The following is an 18,113-nucleotide window of genomic DNA, read 5'->3' as shown; positions in this document are numbered from 1 at the left end:
ACAGCCTGGTCACTTGATAGGTATAAGTCTTCTAGAAGCGAGGTCGGGTCGGACCGAACCACCGGGATCGGCCGCTCCGGAATACGTCGGTCAGACGAACGCGAGCAGGAGCATAACGAGCACACCGATGGGGGTGCCACCTACCAGCCCGGCCTTTCCGCCGCGGCGCAGCTCCTCGCCGACTGCCGGCAGCTCCGGAACGAACTCCGTGAGAACGAAGTAACTCATCGTCCGGCGGCGAAGCCGAACCCGAACGGGAGCAGCTCCCGTGCAACCTGAACGAATCCGAACGCAAGGACGGCGCCGATCGGCTGCAGAGGGCTCGAGAAGATCGTCCCTCCGGACCAGCCTTCGGGTCGCCACCCGAGTGAATTTAGCGGGATCGAGATGGCGGTCCCCTCCGGAACGTTGTGAATCGAGATCCGACCGTCATGAACACCAGCAGCGGGACGGTAACGCCGAGCAGGGAAACCCCACCTTCGCGGCCGAGATCGGCAAAGGAGATGCCGATGGCGATTCACCTCGGGAAGCTGTGAACTGTCGACACTCCTGGAATGAGGACGAGTGTTCCGAAGACCGACGCCGAGGCCACGACTCCGGAAGAAAAGCCCCAGACGTTTCGTCGATCGCTGATCTCGTCGAAGCAATAGAACGGAATCGCGCCGAGACCGGTCGCTAATGCGGTGACCTGTCCCGCGAGGGACGCCAGCGCGAGGTTCCCGGGGAGAACCATTCTGTCAAAGTCCCGCTCCGGGACCGGTTACCGCTCGAGCGTCCGAACCGACAACACCGGCACCGGTGCGGTGCCGATCACCCGCTGGGAGACGCTTCCGGCGACGACCCGATCGAGTCCCGAGCGACTCTCCGTGCCGACGACGACGAGGTCGACGTCGCGCTCGTCGGCGTAGGCGACGATCTCCCGGTGAGGGATCCCCCGCTCGATCGCGCGTTCGGTCTCGAGACCGCGTTCGCTCGCCCGCTCGGCGATCGCGCTCGTCGAGCGCTCGCCGATCTCCTCGAACGCGTCGAGGACGACGTTCATACTCGAGTGAACGTCGTCGACGACGTACAGCGAGTGGACGCGCGAGCCGCAGGCCGCCGCGAGGTCGAGCCCCCGGTCGACGGCCGCTTCCACCCCCGGCCGGCCGTCGGTCGCGATGAGCACGTCGTCGATCTCCTGGATCGGCTCCACAACGGTCGCGTTGACGGTAAGCACCGGACACTGTGCCTCGCGGACGACCGCGATCGCGACGCTCCCCATGAGCCAGCGCTTCAGGCCGGTTCGACCGTGGGTTCCCATGACGATCAGTCCGACGTCGCGCTCGTCGGCGTACTTGAGCAGTGCCTGGCCGGGTCGACCGGAGCGAACGCTCGTCTCGACGGCGAGGCCCCGATCGCGGCAATCGCGTTCGACGCGCTCGACGAACTCCCGATGGCGCTCGTGGACCGACTCGTCGTCGGCGTCCGCTCGGTCGACGACCGAGACGACGTGGACCGTCGCCTCGAGCCGTTCGGCGATCTCGAGTCCCTGGTCGGCGGCGGTCGCCGCGATGTCGCTGCCGTCGGTCGCGACGAGAATGTCCCCGTTCATCGGAGCGGAGTACGACGGCAACCCCTATGAACGTGGGGTGGCGTCTCACGCTCTGTCGGTCATCGGCCAGTCGGTCGTCCCCTCGAGTCGGACGCTGACGACGCTGCCCCAGGAGGATCGAGTGTGCGGGTCAGAGAGCGTTGTCGCCGGCGAAAATCAAACCGCTGCTGGAGGCTGTCGTCAGTAGAACTCGCGGACGAGGTCCATCGCGTCCTCGGGGGCGCCGTCGGGAATCTCGGACATGTCCTCGGTGACGCCGTGTTGTTCGTTGTACGGCACCGAGTTCTCGTTCTGGTACATCACGCCCTGGTACTCCTTCTCGCTGTCGAGGATGACCTCCTTCGCGGCCTCGTAGTCGTTCGGATCGTGGTCCTCGTCCTCCTGGAGATCGACCAGCGAGTCGCGGAAGTAGTCGTAGGTGTCGACGTCGTTGAACGTCACACAGGGACTGAACACGTTGACGAAGCCGAACCCGTCGTGTTCGATCGCCTTCTGGACGATCTCCTGGTGGCGCAGGGCGTCGGAGGCAAAGGACTGGGCGACGAACGACGCGCCGGATGCCAGCGCGAGCGCGAGCGGGTTAACCGGGGGCTGTTTGGGGCCCTCGGGGGTCGTCGAGGTCTCGAAGTCCGACCGCGAGGTCGGCGAGGCCTGGCCCTTCGTAAGCCCGTAGATGCGGTTGTCCATGACGACGTAGGTCATGTCGACGTTCCGGCGGACGGCGTGGACGAAGTGGCCGGCGCCGATCGAGTAGCCGTCGCCGTCCCCGCCGGCGACCATCACTTCGATGTCGGGGCGGGCCATCTTGACCCCCTGACCGACGGGTAGTGCACGGCCGTGGACGCCGTGGAGGGCGTAGCTGTGCATGTAGGTCCCGATCTTGCCGGAACAGCCGATCCCGGCGACGACGAACGTGTTGTCCGGGTCGTTTCCGGTCTCGGCGAGGGCTTTCATCATGCCGTTCATCGTCCCGAAGTCGCCGCATCCGGGACACCAGGTCGGCTGCTTGTCGGACTTGAAGTCTGTGAATCTAACGTCGGAGCTCATTGTGCGGGCACCTCCTCGGTGAGTTTGGTCGTAATCTCTTCGGCCAGCTCGTCCGCCTTGAAGCGGACGCCGGTGTACTTGTTGATGCGTTTCACGCGGGTGAGGACGTCGTGTTCGATCACGTCTGCGAACTGGCCCGTCGCGTTACACTCGACGACGATCGTCTCCTCGGCGGCCTCGATCTCGTCTGTGAGGTCGGGTCGCGGGAAGATGTAGGGCACCGAGATCACGCGGACGTCGACACCTTCGTCCTCGAGGTACTCGAGGGCTTCGACCAGCGCACCCTCGTTCGATCCCCAGGAGATGACGAGGTTCTCCGCATCGGGGTTGCCGAACTCGCGGTACTCCCACTCCTCCTCGTTTTTGGCGGTCTCGACCTTTCGGTTTCGCTTGTCGACCTGCTGGACGCGGATCTCCTGTTCCTCGGTCCGGCGACCGAGTTCGTCGTGCTCGAGCCCCGTGCTCATGTGTGCGCCGTCGGTCGTGCCGGGGATGGAACGCGGGCTGACGCCGTCCTCGGTCGCGGCGTGGGCGCGGAACCGACCCTGGCTGTCGAGCCACTCCTGAACTTCCTCGTCGTCGACGAGCTTGCCGCGGTCGATCTCGACGGCGTCCATGTCGAACGCTTCCGGCGGGAACGTCTGCTCGGTCACCGACATCGCCAGGTCGGAGACGAGGAAGACCGGCGTGTTGTACTTCTCGGCCAGGTTGAACGCCTCGATGGTCTTCCAGAAACACTCGGTGATCGAGGTCGGCGCGACGACGAACCGCGGAATCTCGCCGTGGCCGCCGTACAGGGCCATGTTCAGATCGCCCTGCTCCTGTTTGGTCGGCATCCCCGTCGAGGGACCCGAGCGCATGACGTCGCAGATGACCATCGGCGTCTCGCTGGTCGCGACCAGGCCGAACGTCTCGGTCATGAGGTCGATTCCGGCACCCGAGGTCGCCGTCATCGAGCGGGCGCCCGATCGGGCGGCACCCAGCGTCATGTTGATCGCCGAGAGCTCGTCCTCGGCCTGGACGACGTGGCCGCCGTACTCCTCGATTCGGCCCGTTAGATACTCCATGATCGAGGTCGCGGGCGTGATCGGGTAGCCCGCATAAAAGCGACAGCCGGCGGCGATCGCACCCATACCGATCGCCTCGTTGCCGTTGAGCAGGACGTAGTCGTTGTCGGTGGTCTCCATGTCGTAGCCGAGGTCGCCGACGTCGTAGTGCTCCTGGACGTACTCCTGGCCCAGGCGGGCGGCCTCCTTGTTGTTCTCGACGATCTGGGTCCCCTTCCCACCGAAGCGCTTCTCGAGGGATTCGTCGAGGTACTCGACGTCGAAGCCGGTGATCTCGCAGGCGGCCCCGAGCGCGACGATGTTACGCATGATCGCGCCGCCGGCGTCCTCGGCCAGCGACTTCAGCGGGACGTCGATCCCCTTCATCTCCTCGGGGATCTCGGCGTCCCAGGAGCGTTCGCCGTCGTAGATGATCGCGCTGCCGTCGTGGAGTTCGTCGAGATTCTCGTCGATCGTTCGCTGTGTAAGCGCGACGAGGATGTCGAGTCGGTCGACGACGCTCTGGACCTCGTCGACAGACGTTCGAATCTTGTAGGCCGTGTAACCGCCACGGATCCGAGACGCGAAGTCCTTCGAGGTGAATACGTGTCGCCCGGCACGCGAGAGTGCTTGAGCGAAGATTTTGCCGGTGGAGTCGATGCCGTCGCCAGCCTCGCCTCCGATCGCCCAGTTGAGGTCCGCTGCCATGTTATGCAGAACCTTGCTCCCAGTAAATGAAAAGGCTTCTGAAAGCCCTCATAGAGGCTTACTCGAGCGTGAGTATATCCGCAAGTCGGCTCCGTTCGGCCTGGACGGAACGGAACCGCTTTTCACGCTCCTCCCGAACTTATCGAACATGGAAGGGACGCCAGTCGCCGTCGACGCCGTACGCGAGGTCGGCCCCGAAACCGTCGCGCTCGAACTCGAGACACCCGACGGGTTCGACGCGCTTCCGGGACAGTTCGTGTTGCTCCGGGCCGTGCCGGGAGCCGACGACCAGCAGGCCGATCACGACGAGGACGACGTCGTCGCGCGCCACTACACGCTCTCGTCGTCCTCGGTCGAGGACACGTTCGAACTCACCGTCGGCGTCGATCCCGACGGCGACCTCTCGCCGTGGCTCGCCGACCTCGAACCGGGCGCGGTCGTCCACGTCGAGGGCCCGTTCGGCGAGATCACCTACGAACAGGACCGGGATATCGTCGCCGTCGCGGGCGGCCCCGGTGTCGGTCCCGCGGTCTCGATCGCCGAGGCCGCTCACGACGCGGGCCACGACGCCGTCGTCGTCTACCAGGACGACGAACCGGCCCACGTCGACCGCCTCGAGGCCCTCGAGGATGCCGGCGCGACGGTCGTCTTCGTCGACGAGGACGACGAGGAGAGCCTGCGCGAGGCGATCGAGGACCACCTCGAGGACGGCCAGCTCTACGCCTTCGGCTTCCACGACTTCGTCGCGTTCGTCGCCGAGACGATCGACGAGGCCGGCGGCGATTCCGACGAGGCGCTGATTGAGAACTTCGGCTGAGTCCTCTCGAATCCGGTTCCGTCGTTTTCGCTCGATCAGATTCGTCAGCGCTGTCGACGAGAACCCCTCGGACGGTTTACTGGATTCTGTCGTTTCCGGCGCGCCCGCGACCCGGGGCGGCGGTTGTGCCGGAACATCGGTACAGCGATCTGTCTCAGACGCGGTCGGTCCGTGCGAGGGAGATACCTCTTGCGATCACGTACAGCAACACGTTGGCGCCGCCGAGAACGAGCACGAAGTACCCGACGTATCGAGAGCCGAGACCGATTACGCTGTCCGAATCGACGAACGCGTAGTAGGCCAGCGGAACGACGGCAATAGCTGACCAAGCTGCCAACAATTTGAACATTTCGATGCTTTCTCCCAACAGTTCGCGTGTGTTTGTCCCTGTTCGTGCCATAATTTCATTTGTTATTGCTGCAGTTCTATCGACATTCCATTTACATTCATTTTAGCGTGGTTATTTAATATATCTATATCTATGAATATAAGATTTCTTTGAGGTCATCGTCATCGAACGGAGGGCACTCGCTACTATTTCGGGGAAGTCAGCAGGGACCTGAATTGGTCGTTTGTGCCTTGGCTTCCGTCGACCAACTGAGGCCGATTCCGCTCTCGAGGTCCGGAATGACCACCGAACTTCGAAGTTCGGAATAACCGATGGTGTCGGTGACGTCTCTTTCGCTACACCCGGAGAACCTGACCGAGTACTCTCCGGCGCTACCTGGTGAATATTTCCCAGGGCCGATTTGACCGTTATCTACGTACACAGGATAGGAAAGGGAGAATCCGACCGATCTGGCGCTTCCTTCGAGGCTAACAGTGGCGTAGTCGCCGTCGATAGTCCGTGTCGTACTTGGATCCCGGTCAGTTAGTTCAACATTGCTGTTACTGATGTCCAAGTGATTATCCAGGTGGGTTGTCTTCGGATCACCGTGCCACCACCTATGTTGCCCCTCCGATTTCGAATAGTGTTCGAAAACGTAGACGTATCGTCCCTCGTAATCCGTCACTCGATTGCCGTAGTCGTCGATCAACTCTAGAAGCGTTATTACGTGGTCGGTTTCGGCGATAGTCGCTCCAGTTTGGTCCGAATTGACGTCGTAATCGTGTTCCCAGTGATCGACGTACTCCAGATTATCATCGTTTTCTCCGACAGTCGCTAGCGCACCAAAGTCGAAATCGACTCGCTCCTCGAATCGTCGTTTGCGCTCTTCCTGTAGCTCCTCGTAACTCTCTCCGGGTGCGCTGTTCTCGTTCGTCAATTCGTTCTCGTACGAGTTCGATCCCGAGAGTTCCATCGTTCGTCTTCGGTCGCTTTGCGAGTGTTCTCGGCTGTTTCCTCGGCCTCGATTGTCTTCTCCCGTAGCGACACCTACGCCACCGAGAGAGGCCGACCCCGCGATTGCTCGAAGTACGGTACGTCGCCGAGATGTCCGCTTGTCGGTAGACATCACTCAGTTTGGTACTACTTTTCTATTTATACTATAGCATTAATATTTAAGTATAATTATCCAGATATAGAGGCGATCTAACAGCCAACGTATCGCTGAATCAGCTTCTAATTACGAACACGCGGTTAGGGGGCATGCTCGAGTTGCTCGACCGAGAAATCGCTGACGCGACGAGACGCTGCACGAGGTAATCGAGGACCCCACCTCGAGGGCGGCCAGCTCTACGCCTTCGGCTTCTACGACTTTGTCACGTTCGTCGCCGAAACGATCGACGACGCTGGTGGCGATTCCGACGAGGCGCTGATCGAGAACTTCGGATAGCTCGCCTGTCGTCGTTTCCGGCTCAACTCATGTGCTCGAGTAGCCCGGGACTCGTCCTGCCGAATCGGCTGAGCAGGACCCGAAAGCGGATTGCCACCGGCTGAGGTGTCGTCCTCGCGGTCTGCTCGCAGTGGTGTGTGCTCTAGTGGGCTCGCCGCGACCGAGCGGCGAACCGCGTATTACAGAGCCGACGGACTGACGGTTTCGCTCGCGTACTTGCTCTCGTACACCGCTTGGCGGACTGCCTCAATAGCGGGCTCGTCTTCCAAAGCTGTCAAAGCTACCATCATCAGTAGCCGCGCGTTCCACGCTGGTATGTCTTCCATCGTGACGAGCGACCCTTCTTCGTCAGCGGGGGTAGGGCCTGAACTCATCGGGCCCCAGTAGACGCGAGTACTCGCAGTGACTGGGATACCTGCCTCGAGTGCTTTGTCCCGTGCCTCTGTGATTGGTGGCTGCACCCCTCCATTGCCAGTGGTATGTAGAACGATGCCGTCCACATCGTACTCACCCGCGGTTGCCTGCTCGAAGATGAATGGATCGTATCCGGCACCTGTGTCTGCGATTGGAACGGTCTTGTTCGGTACCTCATCGAGGTTTTCACAGGAGAGGTCTGCGGTATAACTTCCCGGCTCACGATACAGGACGATTTCGCTATCTGTGAGGATGCCGATCGGGCCAGCAGGTCCGGATTCGAACGTATCGACCATCGATGTGTGCGATTTCCGGACGTCACGAGCTGCGTGGATCGTATCGTTCATCACCATGTAGACCCCGCTCGGTTCGTCCGCTAAGTGGAACTCTTCACGAGTGCAGAGGCGAACGGCTGAGAGGAGGTTTGCCGGTCCATCAGCGCTTATTGCGTCCGCCGGACGCATCGCTCCAACGAACACGACCGGAATATCAAGATCGAGAACGAGGTCCTGAAAGAACGCGTTCTCTTCGATCGCGTCTGTCCCATGAGTGACAAGTATACCGTCAACTCCCTCTCTCGCGGCGTCCATTATCGCCTTCGAAATTTCGACAAAATCTTCAGCGTTGAGAAATGGACTTGGTTTTTGGACGGGTTGATCGAAGGTAATCTCAGCGAAATCGTCAAGTACTGGGACAGCGTCGACGATTGCTTCTGCCTGCTCGTCGAGCGAATAGCCGCCATCTTCGGCCGCCTCTTGGGTACTTGCGATCGTTCCACCGGTTCCGACGACTCTGACCTCTGGACGGTCTTCGTAGTCAGGAAGTTCTGCGTTCTCTACCTGGTCGCTCGCTGCTGTACTGCTCGCAAACATGAATCCGGATCCGGCTGCTGCACCAGTCAACTGCAAGAATGTACGCCTATTCGGCATTATACTACCGCCTTCCCCTCTCAATCTCTTTTCCATGGTTACAATCTATCTCTTTTTAGAGACAGAAATGTGTGAATTCCCTCAAAATATAACTGTTTCCTATCAGGTGATTGATGATGTTCGTATGTATGAAGAGGAGGGTGACATTGTTATGAATACAATTCTCCTAGTATACTGGCCACTCGGTCTTGTTTCAAAATGCTATAAATCTCAATAATATCATATTGTTGACTTTACTACTTCTGGTTAGTGTTTGTTAACTTATTTGCCTGGTAGGCACTTCATCCAGATCCTCCGAAAAAACGAGGAATAGACCACTTTTTGCTGAATTCAGTCTCTGTATCCGCAGACAGTTATTTGTAATCTACAGCGGACTTCAGCAGAGCCGAGTGAGTACCGGGCGGTACGAGTCGTGAGTGGACGAATTGGATAAGGAGACAGGATGGTACCGTGTGGCTCGCGAGAAATAACGATCCGGAAGTGTCACACCGAATTGACTGCCAGTCGTCCCACTCATTCGGCGTAGACTCGAGACCGCAGACGACTTTTGACGGTCCTACTCATGGAGTCGTTCGAGCCGCCCCACGCTGTCTGCGTCCTCAGGATCCTTGTCCGAGCGCACGCCGACGAATCGCGGGAACCGCAGGGCGTAGCCCGACGAGTACGTCGGCGAGGTCTGGATCTCCTCGTAGCCGACCTCGAAGACGACCGCGGGCTCGAGCTCGACCGTCTGGCCGTCCTCGCTCGCGACGTGGGGCTCGAGCAGTTCCGTCAGCTCCGCGAGCTTCTCGTCCGTGATGCCCGTCGCGACCTTGCCGACCGTCTCGAGGTTCTGCGGTTCCACCGCAGAGCCAGCGGAACGTCGTTCCTCACTGTCGTCGTCTCGCACCGACAGCTCGAACGTGCCCAGGTACGTCGCCCGACGCCCCTCGCCCCACTCCGCGCCCGTGACGACGCAGTCCAGCGTCTCGACGTCGGGTTTGCGCTTTCGCCAGTTCTTCCCGCGACGGCCCGGGGAGTACGTCGAGTCGAGGTCTTTGAGCATGATCCCCTCGTGGCCCGCCTCGAGCGCGTCGGTATCGATCCGTTCGATCTCGTCGGGATCGTCGGTGCGCCACAACAGGGACAGCCCCTCGACCTCGTCGGGCTCCTGTCCGGATTCCTCGCGGAGAACGGCCTCGAGACGGTCGTGGCGAGTCGTCAGCGGCTCTTCGAGCAGGTCCTCGCCGTCGGCGTGCAGACAGTCGAAGAAGACGGGCCGAACGGCGACGTCCTCGCGGGCCTTCGCGACGTCGTGTTTGCGACGGAAGCGCTTGAGAACTTCCTGAAACGGCAGCGGGGAGCCGTCGTCGTCGATCGCGACGACCTCGCCGTCGAGGATGGCGGGTTCGGCGAGGTGGTCGTCGGCGAACTCGACGACCTCCGGGAGCGCGTCGGTGACGTCCTCCATGTTTCTCGAGAAGACTCGGGTGTCGCCCGCGGAATCGTCGACGACGGTCGCATCCGCGTCGTCGACCGCTACGCCGTCCGGATCGTGGTGGAGTTGCACCCTCGCTCCGTCGTACTTCCACTCTACCCCTGCCTCGTCCCAGTCCTCGAGCGCGTCCGTGACGGTGCCGGCCTGGGCGAGCATCGCCTGGACCGGTCGGCCGACCTCGAGTTCCATCGCGTCGAGTCCCTCGCGGCCGTCCCCGAGCGCGACCCGAGCCACCTCGCCGTAGTCGTTCGACACCTGCAGAGCGCGCGCAACGGCTTCGACGGGGACGTCGAACGCCTCGCCGATCGCGTCCCGAACCGTCCCCTCGCCGACGCCGATGCGCATCTCCGAGAGCACGAGGCGGGCGAGGTACCGAGCTTCGTCGCTCGAGCAGCGGTTGAACAGGCCGAACAGCAGGTCGACCTTGCGGTCCTGGCTGCCTGCTCCCTCGGCGGCCGCGAGCTCGCGTAAGGTGTCGTCGACTTCCAGAACCGTGAGGTCGCCGCCTCCGTTCGCGTTGTCGCTGTTCCCGAAGGCGCCCAGTCCCCGCTGGCCGCCGAAGTCGTAGCTCGCGGCCACGTCGCCGATCTCGCCGACCTCGGCGAGCCGATCCTCGACGTCGTCGGTGGAGACGTTCGTCCCGGCCGCACGGGCGATCGCCTCGTAGCAGGCGCTGGGTCCGATGTCGAGCGTTCTCGAGGTCCAGGCGGGGAAGACTCGCCCCTGGACGTAGCGGGCGACGACCTCGACGGTCCGGCCCCCGTCCCCGTCGGCCGCGTCCTCGAGCAGGGTCGCGACGCGGGCGACGATCTCGAGGTCCGCGGGCTCGGCTTCGATCGCGGCGGCTCGGTCGGCGAACGTGGCGAACTCCATCGGTAGCGTGTAGCCGTCGGCGGGTGTAAAACCGTTCGGAGACCGGTCGATCCTCGATGGCGTGCTTTCAAGACAGTCGGGCGCGGACACGGGTGTATGCCATCAGGAGAGGCGGAGCTCGCGTCGCGGGTCGCGGACGTGCTGTCCGTCGACGCCGACGAGTTTCGCGACCGAGCCGAGGCCGACGCCGAGGTGATCAAGGAGGCCGTCGAGGAGGGGGTCTTCGACAACCCGCAGGCGATCGTCGGTTTCGAGTACGAGTTCTACGCCGTCAAATCCGACGACTGCACGCTCCGGCGGGTCCCCCGACGGCTGCTCGAGCTGATCGGCTTCGAGAAGGAGCTGGGGCTGCACAACGCCGAGATGACGACCAGCCCCCAGCCGCTGAGCGCGTACGGGCTGGTCGCCCAGGAAGCCGAGATCAAAGCTCGTCTGCAGACCGCGCTGCGGGTAACTCGCTCGGAGAGGATGCGACTGGTGAGCGACTCGCTGTGGACGATCCCGCCGGAGGGCGAGGACGCCCGGACCTACCTCACCGACAGCATCGAGCAGACGATCACGGCCGAGAACGGCACCGAACGGACGATCCGCGTCGCGACGAACATGAGCGACTCGGGTCGCTACCACGCGATGGCGAACACGAGCGGAGCCGACACCGCAGGGATGCGTATCGAGGCGCCAAACGTCTCCCTGCAGGCCGACACCGTTATGCCCGAGAGCCTGATCACATCGATCCAGCCCCACTACCAGGTCGCTCACGCGTCGGACCTCCCGTACTACTTCAATTACGCGCTGCGCGTCGCCGGCCCGCTGCTCGCACTCGGCGTCAACTCCCCGTTCTTTCCGCCCGATCTGTACGACGAGTCGGCGACGGCCGAAGCGGTCCTCGCGGACGCCTGGATGGAACACCGGATCAGCGTCTTCGAGACGGTGCTCAACGATCCGGCGACGGGCGAGGGGAAGGTCCGGTTCCCGAAGGACTTACAGAGCGTCGAGGAAGCGATCGATCGCATCGCCACCGACGACACTATCGTCCCGATGCCCGTCGAGGGCGGCGAGCGCTTCGACGACAGCTTCTCTCACTTCCGGCGCAAGCACGGCACCTACTGGCGGTGGATCCGCCCGGTGTTCGGCGGGCCGACCCGCTCGGCCGCCAACGCCCGCATCGAGTTCCGGCCCGTCGCCGCCCAGCCCACGGTCAGGGATTCGATCGCCTTCCTCGCGGCCTTCGCCGGCCTGCTCGAGAGCCTGACCCGACTCGAGCATCCGATCGTCGAACTCGACTGGGAGGTCGCCCGCGAGAACTTCTACGCCGCGATGCGCGAGGGATTCGACGCCGAACTGACCTGGATCACCAACGACGGACGGGAGACCACCGACCGACTCGAACTGTACGAGGACCTGCTCGCCCACGCCGAGGACGGGCTCACGAACCGCGGGCTCACCGAGGAGGAGGCCGCGAAGTACCTCTACCCGCTCCGGCGGCGGGTTCGCCAGAAGATGACCCCTGCCCGCTGGAAGCACGACCGGGTCCGAGAGGCGGTCGACGACGGCGCCGACCTCGAGACGGCGATCGAATCGATGCAACAGCGCTACGTCGAGAACCAGTCCGAGACGCTGCTCGAGGGGAGCTTCGCCGACTGGTTCGTCGATCGGTAGCGTTCTCGAAGAGTCCACTACAGGCCGATTCCGCCGGAAGTGTACTCGAGGCCGACAGTCATCTACAACTCTTTTATCAACTCGCGTGCATTCGTACGTATGAACCGACGACGCTACCTCGCGGGAACCGGATCGGTGGTCGCGGTCGGAACGGCCGGCGGCTACGCGGTCGGGCGCGCGGGCGGTGACGACGAGGACGACGCCGATCCGACCGAGACGGAGAGCGACGGGGAGACGACCCCGGAGGAGTCCGAGGAGGAACCCGCCACGGACGACGAGGAGCCGCCTATCAGGACGATCCTCCACCTGACCAGCGGCGACGAGGCCGATCACGACCGGGCGCTGAACAATCTGGAGAACCTGCTGGCCGACGAGACGACCGACACCGACGCGGTCGAGTTCGTCGTCAACGGGCCCGCCATCTCGGTCTACGTCGCCGACGAGACCGAGCACGCGGATCGGATCCGCGCGCTCGCCGACGACGGCGTCGCGTTCAAAGGCTGTGCGAACTCCCTCGAGGGGTTCGGGATCGACGAGTCGGAGCTGCTCGAGGAGGCGACGATCGTTCCCGCCTCGGTCGGCGAGATTGCGACACTCCAGGCGGAGGGGTACGGCTACATCAAGGTTCCCTGAGCCGCGGTTCGATCGATCCTCCTCGGCCGACCGATTCCAGTGCGTCGCCGCACTCGGAGCCCGCCTCGCCGCGTTCCCCGATCCCACCTTGCCGCTTTCCTCACCCCCGAGTGACGGGTCGACGTAGCGGATCCCATGCCACCGACGGAGATCCCACAGCCTGGTCTGGGCACCTCGGGTCACGAGGACGAGGCCTGCACCGAGGCCGTCCTGACTGCGCTCGAGGCCGGCTACCGCCACATCGACACGGCACAGATGTACGACAACGAGGCCGCCGTCGGCCGCGCGCTCGAGGAGAGCGACGTCGACCGCGAGGACATCTTCCTCGCGACGAAGGTCCACCCCGAGAACCTCGCGCGCGAGGACGTCCTCGAGACGACCGAGGCGAGTCTCGAGCGCCTCGGCGTCGAGCGGGTCGACCTGCTGTACGTCCACTGGCCGACGGGCGCCTACGACCCCGAGGAGACGCTGCCCGCGTTCGACGAGGTTTGCGACCGCGGCTGGACCGACCACGTCGGGGTTAGCAACTTCACGACCGACCTGCTCGAGGAGGCGATCGAGATCCTCGAGGCACCCGTCCTCGCCAACCAGGTCGAACTTCATCCGGAGCTCCAGCAGGACGATCTCGTTTCCTCCGCGCGCGAGCGGGACGTGACGACCGTCGCGTACTGTCCCATCGCGAAGGCCGAGGTCAACGAGATCGACGAGCTCCGGGAGATCGCCGACGCCCACGACGCGACGCCGATCCAGGTCGCGCTGGCCTGGCACTACGGGCGGGAGGGCGTCGTCCCGATCCCAAAGGGGACCGGCGACCACATCCGCGAGAACTACGCGGCCCTCGAACTCGAGTTGACCGACGACGAGCGCGAACGCATCGACGCGCTCGACCGCGGCCAGCGGCTGGTCGACCCCGACGAGGCCGCCTGGAACCGGTAGCGGCGCTCTCGATTTCGATGACTCAGCCTCAGTATGCGTGTGAAAGGAACAGCCGGCGATACATCTGCAGTGCGAATCTAACGCGATTGAATTCGTTAGGTATCTGAGTTTTTGACAAAGCCGTGGTGAATACATAGCGCGAATCTTGCACGATCCGGGGGCAGAATACGCGCGATCTCAGTTCCGTCGATGACGGAAAGGAGTATAGGGGGTTCAGCCCATCATCGAGACTACTCCTACATACTACCCTCTACCTTTTGGTATTCGATCATCTACATAGGCGTATGGTTGGTAATGGTCCAGAGGAGAATCAGCTGAGCGAGTCGGAGATAGACGGGTTCTTAGCTCGTGTCGATACCGGAGTTCTCTCGTTGTCGACACCAGCCGACGAGCCACCACACAGCGTCCCCGTTTCGTTTGGATACAACGCCGACCAGACTGCCTTCTTTTTCCGGGTTGCAGATCTCCCGCCCCAACAGAAAGGTAACCTGGAAGAGAGATCTGTGACGTTCGTCACCTACGGTGATGATGGAGAAATCGGTGGCTACGTTAGCATCGTCGCACAAGGCTCTCTAGAACCGACGACAGGTGCCGAAACTGCCACGGAAGCGCTCTCAGGGCTCGAAGGAGTCACGATTCCGTTTGTGGATATATTCGGTGATCCACCCAAAGATATCAGCTTTTCGTTCTACCGACTCGTTCCAGAGACCCTCACCGGTCGCAAAGAGACAATAACGGAACTGTGACGTCTCAAACAACCGCTTTATCTGGTATTGATCGAACATTGCGACCACTCTGCTGCATCAATCCTCCGTATCTTGCATACGATTTCTGCCAACTACTGAATAGGTCGAGCGAAGCGCGCAAGATACAGAGCGCGAGTGTAGCACAAATGGAAGGGCGGCTACCAAGGAATGCGCCTCTCCAGATAGCTACCAGTGATCACCCACTTAGCGATGAGGAGTCTTTCGATAATCCTGATGACCAATCAGTGAAGTAGAGAAATAGCTTATCGCCAGGATCTCAAACAAAGGGACGTGTCTCCGAACATTCGATGTGCAGTCCCAGACGACGCGACGGCAATCCAGGAAATCGCTCGTAAGAGTTGGCACGCCGCCTACGACTCGATTCTCGGAGCCGAGATCGTCACAGAGACGATCGACCAGTGGTACGCACTCGAGGACCTCAGGGCATCGATTACTGAGGCATGTACCCGTGAGGACGCCGTCTTCTTGATCGCCGAGGAAGCGAACGAACCCGTCGGCTTCGCGCATGCCGGTCCGCACCGCGAGCGCCCATCGGTCGCGTCGCTGAACCGGATCTACGTTCGTCCTGACCGATGGGGCGAGGGGATCGGCATGTCGCTCCTTACGCGCATACAAGACTCCCTCCGCGGGGAGTACGATCGGCTGTATCTTGCCGTCCTCGCGGGCAACGAGGTGGCCGTCTCGTTCTACGAATCGGCCGGCTTCGAACGGATCGGAACCCAGAGTAGCAATCTCAAACCGGACGTCGAGGAGTACGTTTATGAGACCTCACTCTGATCCGACCCCTACAGCATTGTGTATAATATCTGTCGTAGTGTTACTTTCAGCTCCGCGTGAATCGGTTAGCTTCGACTTGGGTGGACGAAATAAGCGGCCTTGCTGAAATTCTCAGTCGGAAATTGGTTTTAGCGGGCTCGCTGATACACGGTGCGTATCTCGCACAGAGTCTCGTTCAGGAGGGGTTAGCTCAGAGTGATCGGAGGAAACTCACTAATAACTCAGGAACCGCTCAAAACCGGAATTCCACAGTCACTTATCATAGCCGGCATAGATTTCGAATATGCACGATACCGAGTTCAATGGAGTAATGGCGGATGTTTCCTCGTGGAACTGGCTTCACTGGACGGGACTGTTACTGTCGGTATGCGTTGCAGCGATAAATATCTATATCGGGTATACGGAGAGTCAATCGCCGTTTTTTGTTATCGGTGCCAGTTTTCTCCTCGGTGTCGTGTTGTTCATGACTCGATTTTGGAACCCGATTCTGTACCTCCTGGGGGTTCTCCACATCGTGGCTCTAGGCATTATCTGGTTTCTTGACGGTATGCGGTTCCTAGCTTTCGGGATTGCTACCGGGATTCTCAGCACCGGGCTTACCGTGATCGCACTGTATCTATTTTTTGAAGAGGCGAAAGCTAACGCTCGATAAGCAGCTTCAGTCACCGGAACACCCGAATACAGATCGGGTGATTAGTCCAGTCGTTGTGCTGAACTTATCCTCTATATTCAGCAGCCTCCTCTTGACAGCCATCGGAGGGATCAATTGCTACGCCGTTACCTACTTGCCCTGTACGTACCGTTCTCGCAGCTGGAATCTATGAGCTGTTTGATGGTTTCCTCACACCCTTGGTCGCGCAGGGTCGCAACGCATTAGACGCCCTCGCTCGAGAGACTCGCGTATGGTTACGTTTCTCTCCGGGGGCACCGGGACGCCGAAGCTGCTCGACGGCCTCGAGGCCGCGTTCTCGCCGTCGGAGACGACGGTCGTCGCCAACACCGGTGACGACATAGAACTCGGCGGGCTGTTCGTCTCGCCGGACGTCGACACCGTCCTCTTCCAGGGCGGGAACGTCCTCGACCGCGAGACGTGGTGGGGAATCGCGGACGACAGCCACGAGACGAACGCCGAACTGATGGCGATCGCCGACGCCGCGGAGCTGCCGACGGGACCGCAGTACCTCGCCGCCGCCCGACAGACCGCGGGTCGGGAGCTCGCGAACTGGCGGCGCTTCTCGGGGGTCGCGGAGTTCATGACGATCGGCGACCGCGACCGTGCGGTCCACATCACGCGGACGAGTCTCATCGATCAGGGACGCTCGCTGAGCGAGGCGACCCGCAAGCTCGGCGAGGCGTTCGATCTCGAGATCGACCTGTTGCCGATGAGCGACGACCCCGTCGCGAGCATTGTCCACACCCCCGACGGCCCGATGCACTTCCAGGAGTACTGGGTCGCCGAGCGCGGGGAACCGACCGTCGAAGACGTCGAGTTCCGCGGCGCCGAAACGGCAGAACCCGCACCGGGCGTGCTCGAGGCCCTGTCCGAGCCCGTCGTCCTCGGACCCTCCAACCCAATCACCAGCATCGGTCCGATGCTCGCCGTGCCGGGGATCGCCGACGCGCTCGTGGAGACGACCGTCGTCGCCGTCTCCCCCTTCCTCGGCGACGAGGCGTTCTCGGGGCCCGCCGCGGAGCTGATGGATGCGGTCGGCTACGAACCCGGGACGGCGGGGCTTCCCGAGGCCTACCCCTTCGCCGACGCGTTCGTACTCGACGCGGACGACGGGACGAGCCTCGAGGCGCCGACGGTCCGAACCGACATCCGAACCGACGACCCGGCCGACGCCGAGCGCGTCATCGGCGCGGTCGAGGACGCCCTCGAGCGGGTGCGCTGAGATGTTCGAGCCACCGCTCGCGCTGGCGAGTCTCAGCGGGGAGGCCGACGCCGACTGGGCCCGCGCCGGCGCCGACTACGCGGGCGCCGCGTTCCTCGGCGGGATCGCGCTCGACGCGGAGTCGAGAGCTGCGGCCCGCGAGATGGTCCGCGACCGCGATCGGACCGAGTTCCTCCCCGAGGACCCCCTCGCGTTCATCGATCACGAGTTGGCCGCCCTCGAGGACGTTCCGATCCGTCCGGGATTCAACGTCCGCAGCGCGACTCCCGAACCGGTCGTCGACGCGGCGCGGGTCTGTCGGGATCGGGGGGCTGTCCTCGAGATCAACGCCCACTGCCGTCAGGACGAGCTCTGTGCCGTCGGCTGCGGCGAGACGCTGCTGCGGGATACCGAACGCCTCCACGAGTACGTCGCTCGCGCGACCGAGACGGGCGCGGTCGTCGGGGTCAAGGTCCGCGCAGAGGTTCCGGGCGTCGACCTGCCCGCGCTCGCCGCCGAACTCGAGGGCGTGGGCGCGTCGTTCGTCCACGTCGATACGATGGACACCGAGTCGGTGATCGCCGAGGTCGTCGCGGCGACCGACCTGTACGTGATCGCGAACAACGGCGTCCGCGACGACGAGGCGGTCCGGGAGTACGCCGACTACGGGGCCGACGCTGTCAGCGTCGGGCGACCGAGTACAGATCCGGCCGTGCTCGAGCGTGTCCGCGAGGCGGTCGCTCGACGCTTCGACGATTGATCGGGCATCGGTGTCGGTGATAGCGCTCCG

The 18,113-nt window shown here is 62.5% G+C and carries 16 protein-coding genes and 2 pseudogenes; 10 read left to right on the top strand and 8 right to left on the bottom strand.

Translation table 11 applies throughout. The features are described from left to right. Nucleotides 1-90: 90 nt before the first annotated feature. The 4 genes and pseudogenes from QA609_RS13280 to QA609_RS13265 all read right to left on the bottom strand — a co-directional run bounded on the left by QA609_RS13280 (nucleotide 91) and on the right by QA609_RS13265 (nucleotide 4,392). Nucleotides 91-733 (bottom strand): annotated as a pseudogene (locus QA609_RS13280) (ZIP family metal transporter). A gap of 27 nt (nucleotides 734-760) precedes the next feature. Next, nucleotides 761-1,591, bottom strand: coding sequence for a universal stress protein (locus tag QA609_RS13275; RefSeq protein WP_278303095.1), 831 nt, complete (start codon nucleotides 1,589-1,591; stop codon nucleotides 761-763). A gap of 180 nt (nucleotides 1,592-1,771) precedes the next feature. Beyond that, complete coding sequence (locus QA609_RS13270; RefSeq protein ID WP_278303094.1) at nucleotides 1,772-2,638, bottom strand: 2-oxoacid:ferredoxin oxidoreductase subunit beta; 867 nt, start codon at nucleotides 2,636-2,638, stop codon at nucleotides 1,772-1,774. Continuing rightward, nucleotides 2,635-4,392 (bottom strand): 2-oxoacid:acceptor oxidoreductase subunit alpha, encoded by a 1,758-nt coding sequence (locus tag QA609_RS13265; RefSeq protein ID WP_278303093.1) that lies wholly within the window; start codon nucleotides 4,390-4,392, stop codon nucleotides 2,635-2,637. The genes QA609_RS13270 and QA609_RS13265 overlap by 4 nt, the downstream gene beginning before the upstream one ends. A gap of 148 nt (nucleotides 4,393-4,540) precedes the next feature. On the opposite strand from QA609_RS13265, the gene QA609_RS13260 reads away from it, so the two are divergent. After that, nucleotides 4,541-5,209, top strand: coding sequence for an FAD-dependent oxidoreductase (locus tag QA609_RS13260; protein ID WP_278303092.1), 669 nt, complete (start codon nucleotides 4,541-4,543; stop codon nucleotides 5,207-5,209). A gap of 154 nt (nucleotides 5,210-5,363) precedes the next feature. On the opposite strand, the gene QA609_RS13255 is transcribed toward QA609_RS13260, so the two are convergent. Both QA609_RS13255 and QA609_RS13250 read right to left on the bottom strand, forming a co-directional pair. Further along, on the bottom strand, nucleotides 5,364-5,609 hold the full coding sequence (locus QA609_RS13255) for a hypothetical protein (RefSeq protein WP_278303091.1): 246 nt from the start codon (nucleotides 5,607-5,609) through the stop codon (nucleotides 5,364-5,366). Nucleotides 5,610-5,757: 148 nt separating this feature from the next. Continuing rightward, nucleotides 5,758-6,510 (bottom strand): hypothetical protein, encoded by a 753-nt coding sequence (locus QA609_RS13250; protein ID WP_278303090.1) that lies wholly within the window; start codon nucleotides 6,508-6,510, stop codon nucleotides 5,758-5,760. 354 nt (nucleotides 6,511-6,864) lie between these two features. Between QA609_RS13250 and QA609_RS13245 the strand changes: the two are divergent. Then, nucleotides 6,865-6,984: pseudogene (locus QA609_RS13245) on the top strand (oxidoreductase); the annotation flags it as partial. 179 nt (nucleotides 6,985-7,163) lie between these two features. Here QA609_RS13245 and QA609_RS13240 read toward each other — a convergent pair. After that, entirely contained in the window at nucleotides 7,164-8,363 is a 1,200-nt protein-coding gene (locus QA609_RS13240) for an asparaginase (RefSeq protein WP_278303089.1), read from the bottom strand. Nucleotides 8,364-8,883: 520 nt separating this feature from the next. Then, complete coding sequence (ligA, locus tag QA609_RS13235; RefSeq protein ID WP_278303088.1) at nucleotides 8,884-10,677, bottom strand: ATP-dependent DNA ligase LigA; 1,794 nt, start codon at nucleotides 10,675-10,677, stop codon at nucleotides 8,884-8,886. Between the two features lie 96 nt (nucleotides 10,678-10,773). Here ligA and QA609_RS13230 point away from each other — a divergent pair, with 96 nt between their 5' ends. From QA609_RS13230 to QA609_RS13195, 8 genes are all read left to right on the top strand, one after another. Continuing rightward, a complete protein-coding gene (locus QA609_RS13230) occupies nucleotides 10,774-12,336 on the top strand; it encodes a hypothetical protein (RefSeq protein ID WP_278303087.1) in 1,563 nt (520 codons plus the stop codon). A gap of 99 nt (nucleotides 12,337-12,435) precedes the next feature. Next, entirely contained in the window at nucleotides 12,436-12,969 is a 534-nt protein-coding gene (locus QA609_RS13225; protein WP_278303086.1) for a DsrE family protein, read from the top strand. Between the two features lie 135 nt (nucleotides 12,970-13,104). Then, nucleotides 13,105-13,905: an aldo/keto reductase gene (locus tag QA609_RS13220; RefSeq protein ID WP_278303085.1), complete on the top strand. Its 801-nt coding sequence runs from the start codon at nucleotides 13,105-13,107 to the stop codon at nucleotides 13,903-13,905. 284 nt (nucleotides 13,906-14,189) lie between these two features. Next, the gene (locus QA609_RS13215) at nucleotides 14,190-14,651 is read left to right on the top strand and encodes a pyridoxamine 5'-phosphate oxidase family protein (RefSeq protein WP_278303084.1); all 462 of its coding nucleotides are present in this window, start codon (nucleotides 14,190-14,192) and stop codon (nucleotides 14,649-14,651) included. A 291-nt stretch (nucleotides 14,652-14,942) separates the two neighbouring features. Next, nucleotides 14,943-15,449: a GNAT family N-acetyltransferase gene (locus QA609_RS13210; RefSeq protein WP_278303083.1), complete on the top strand. Its 507-nt coding sequence runs from the start codon at nucleotides 14,943-14,945 to the stop codon at nucleotides 15,447-15,449. A gap of 283 nt (nucleotides 15,450-15,732) precedes the next feature. Next, nucleotides 15,733-16,101 (top strand): hypothetical protein, encoded by a 369-nt coding sequence (locus QA609_RS13205; protein WP_278303082.1) that lies wholly within the window; start codon nucleotides 15,733-15,735, stop codon nucleotides 16,099-16,101. 250 nt (nucleotides 16,102-16,351) lie between these two features. Beyond that, a complete protein-coding gene (gene cofD, locus QA609_RS13200) occupies nucleotides 16,352-17,344 on the top strand; it encodes a 2-phospho-L-lactate transferase (protein WP_278303081.1) in 993 nt (330 codons plus the stop codon). A gap of 1 nt (nucleotide 17,345) precedes the next feature. Then, nucleotides 17,346-18,083: a tRNA-dihydrouridine synthase gene (locus QA609_RS13195; protein WP_278303080.1), complete on the top strand. Its 738-nt coding sequence runs from the start codon at nucleotides 17,346-17,348 to the stop codon at nucleotides 18,081-18,083. The last annotated feature ends 30 nt before the right edge of the window (nucleotides 18,084-18,113 follow it).

Source organism: Natronococcus sp. A-GB7, from assembly GCF_029688865.1.
In the GTDB taxonomy this organism is placed as follows: Archaea; Halobacteriota; Halobacteria; order Halobacteriales; family Natrialbaceae; genus Natronococcus.
Note: the sequence above shows the minus strand (reverse complement) of the source record. Positions and strands in the feature narration are given on the sequence as shown.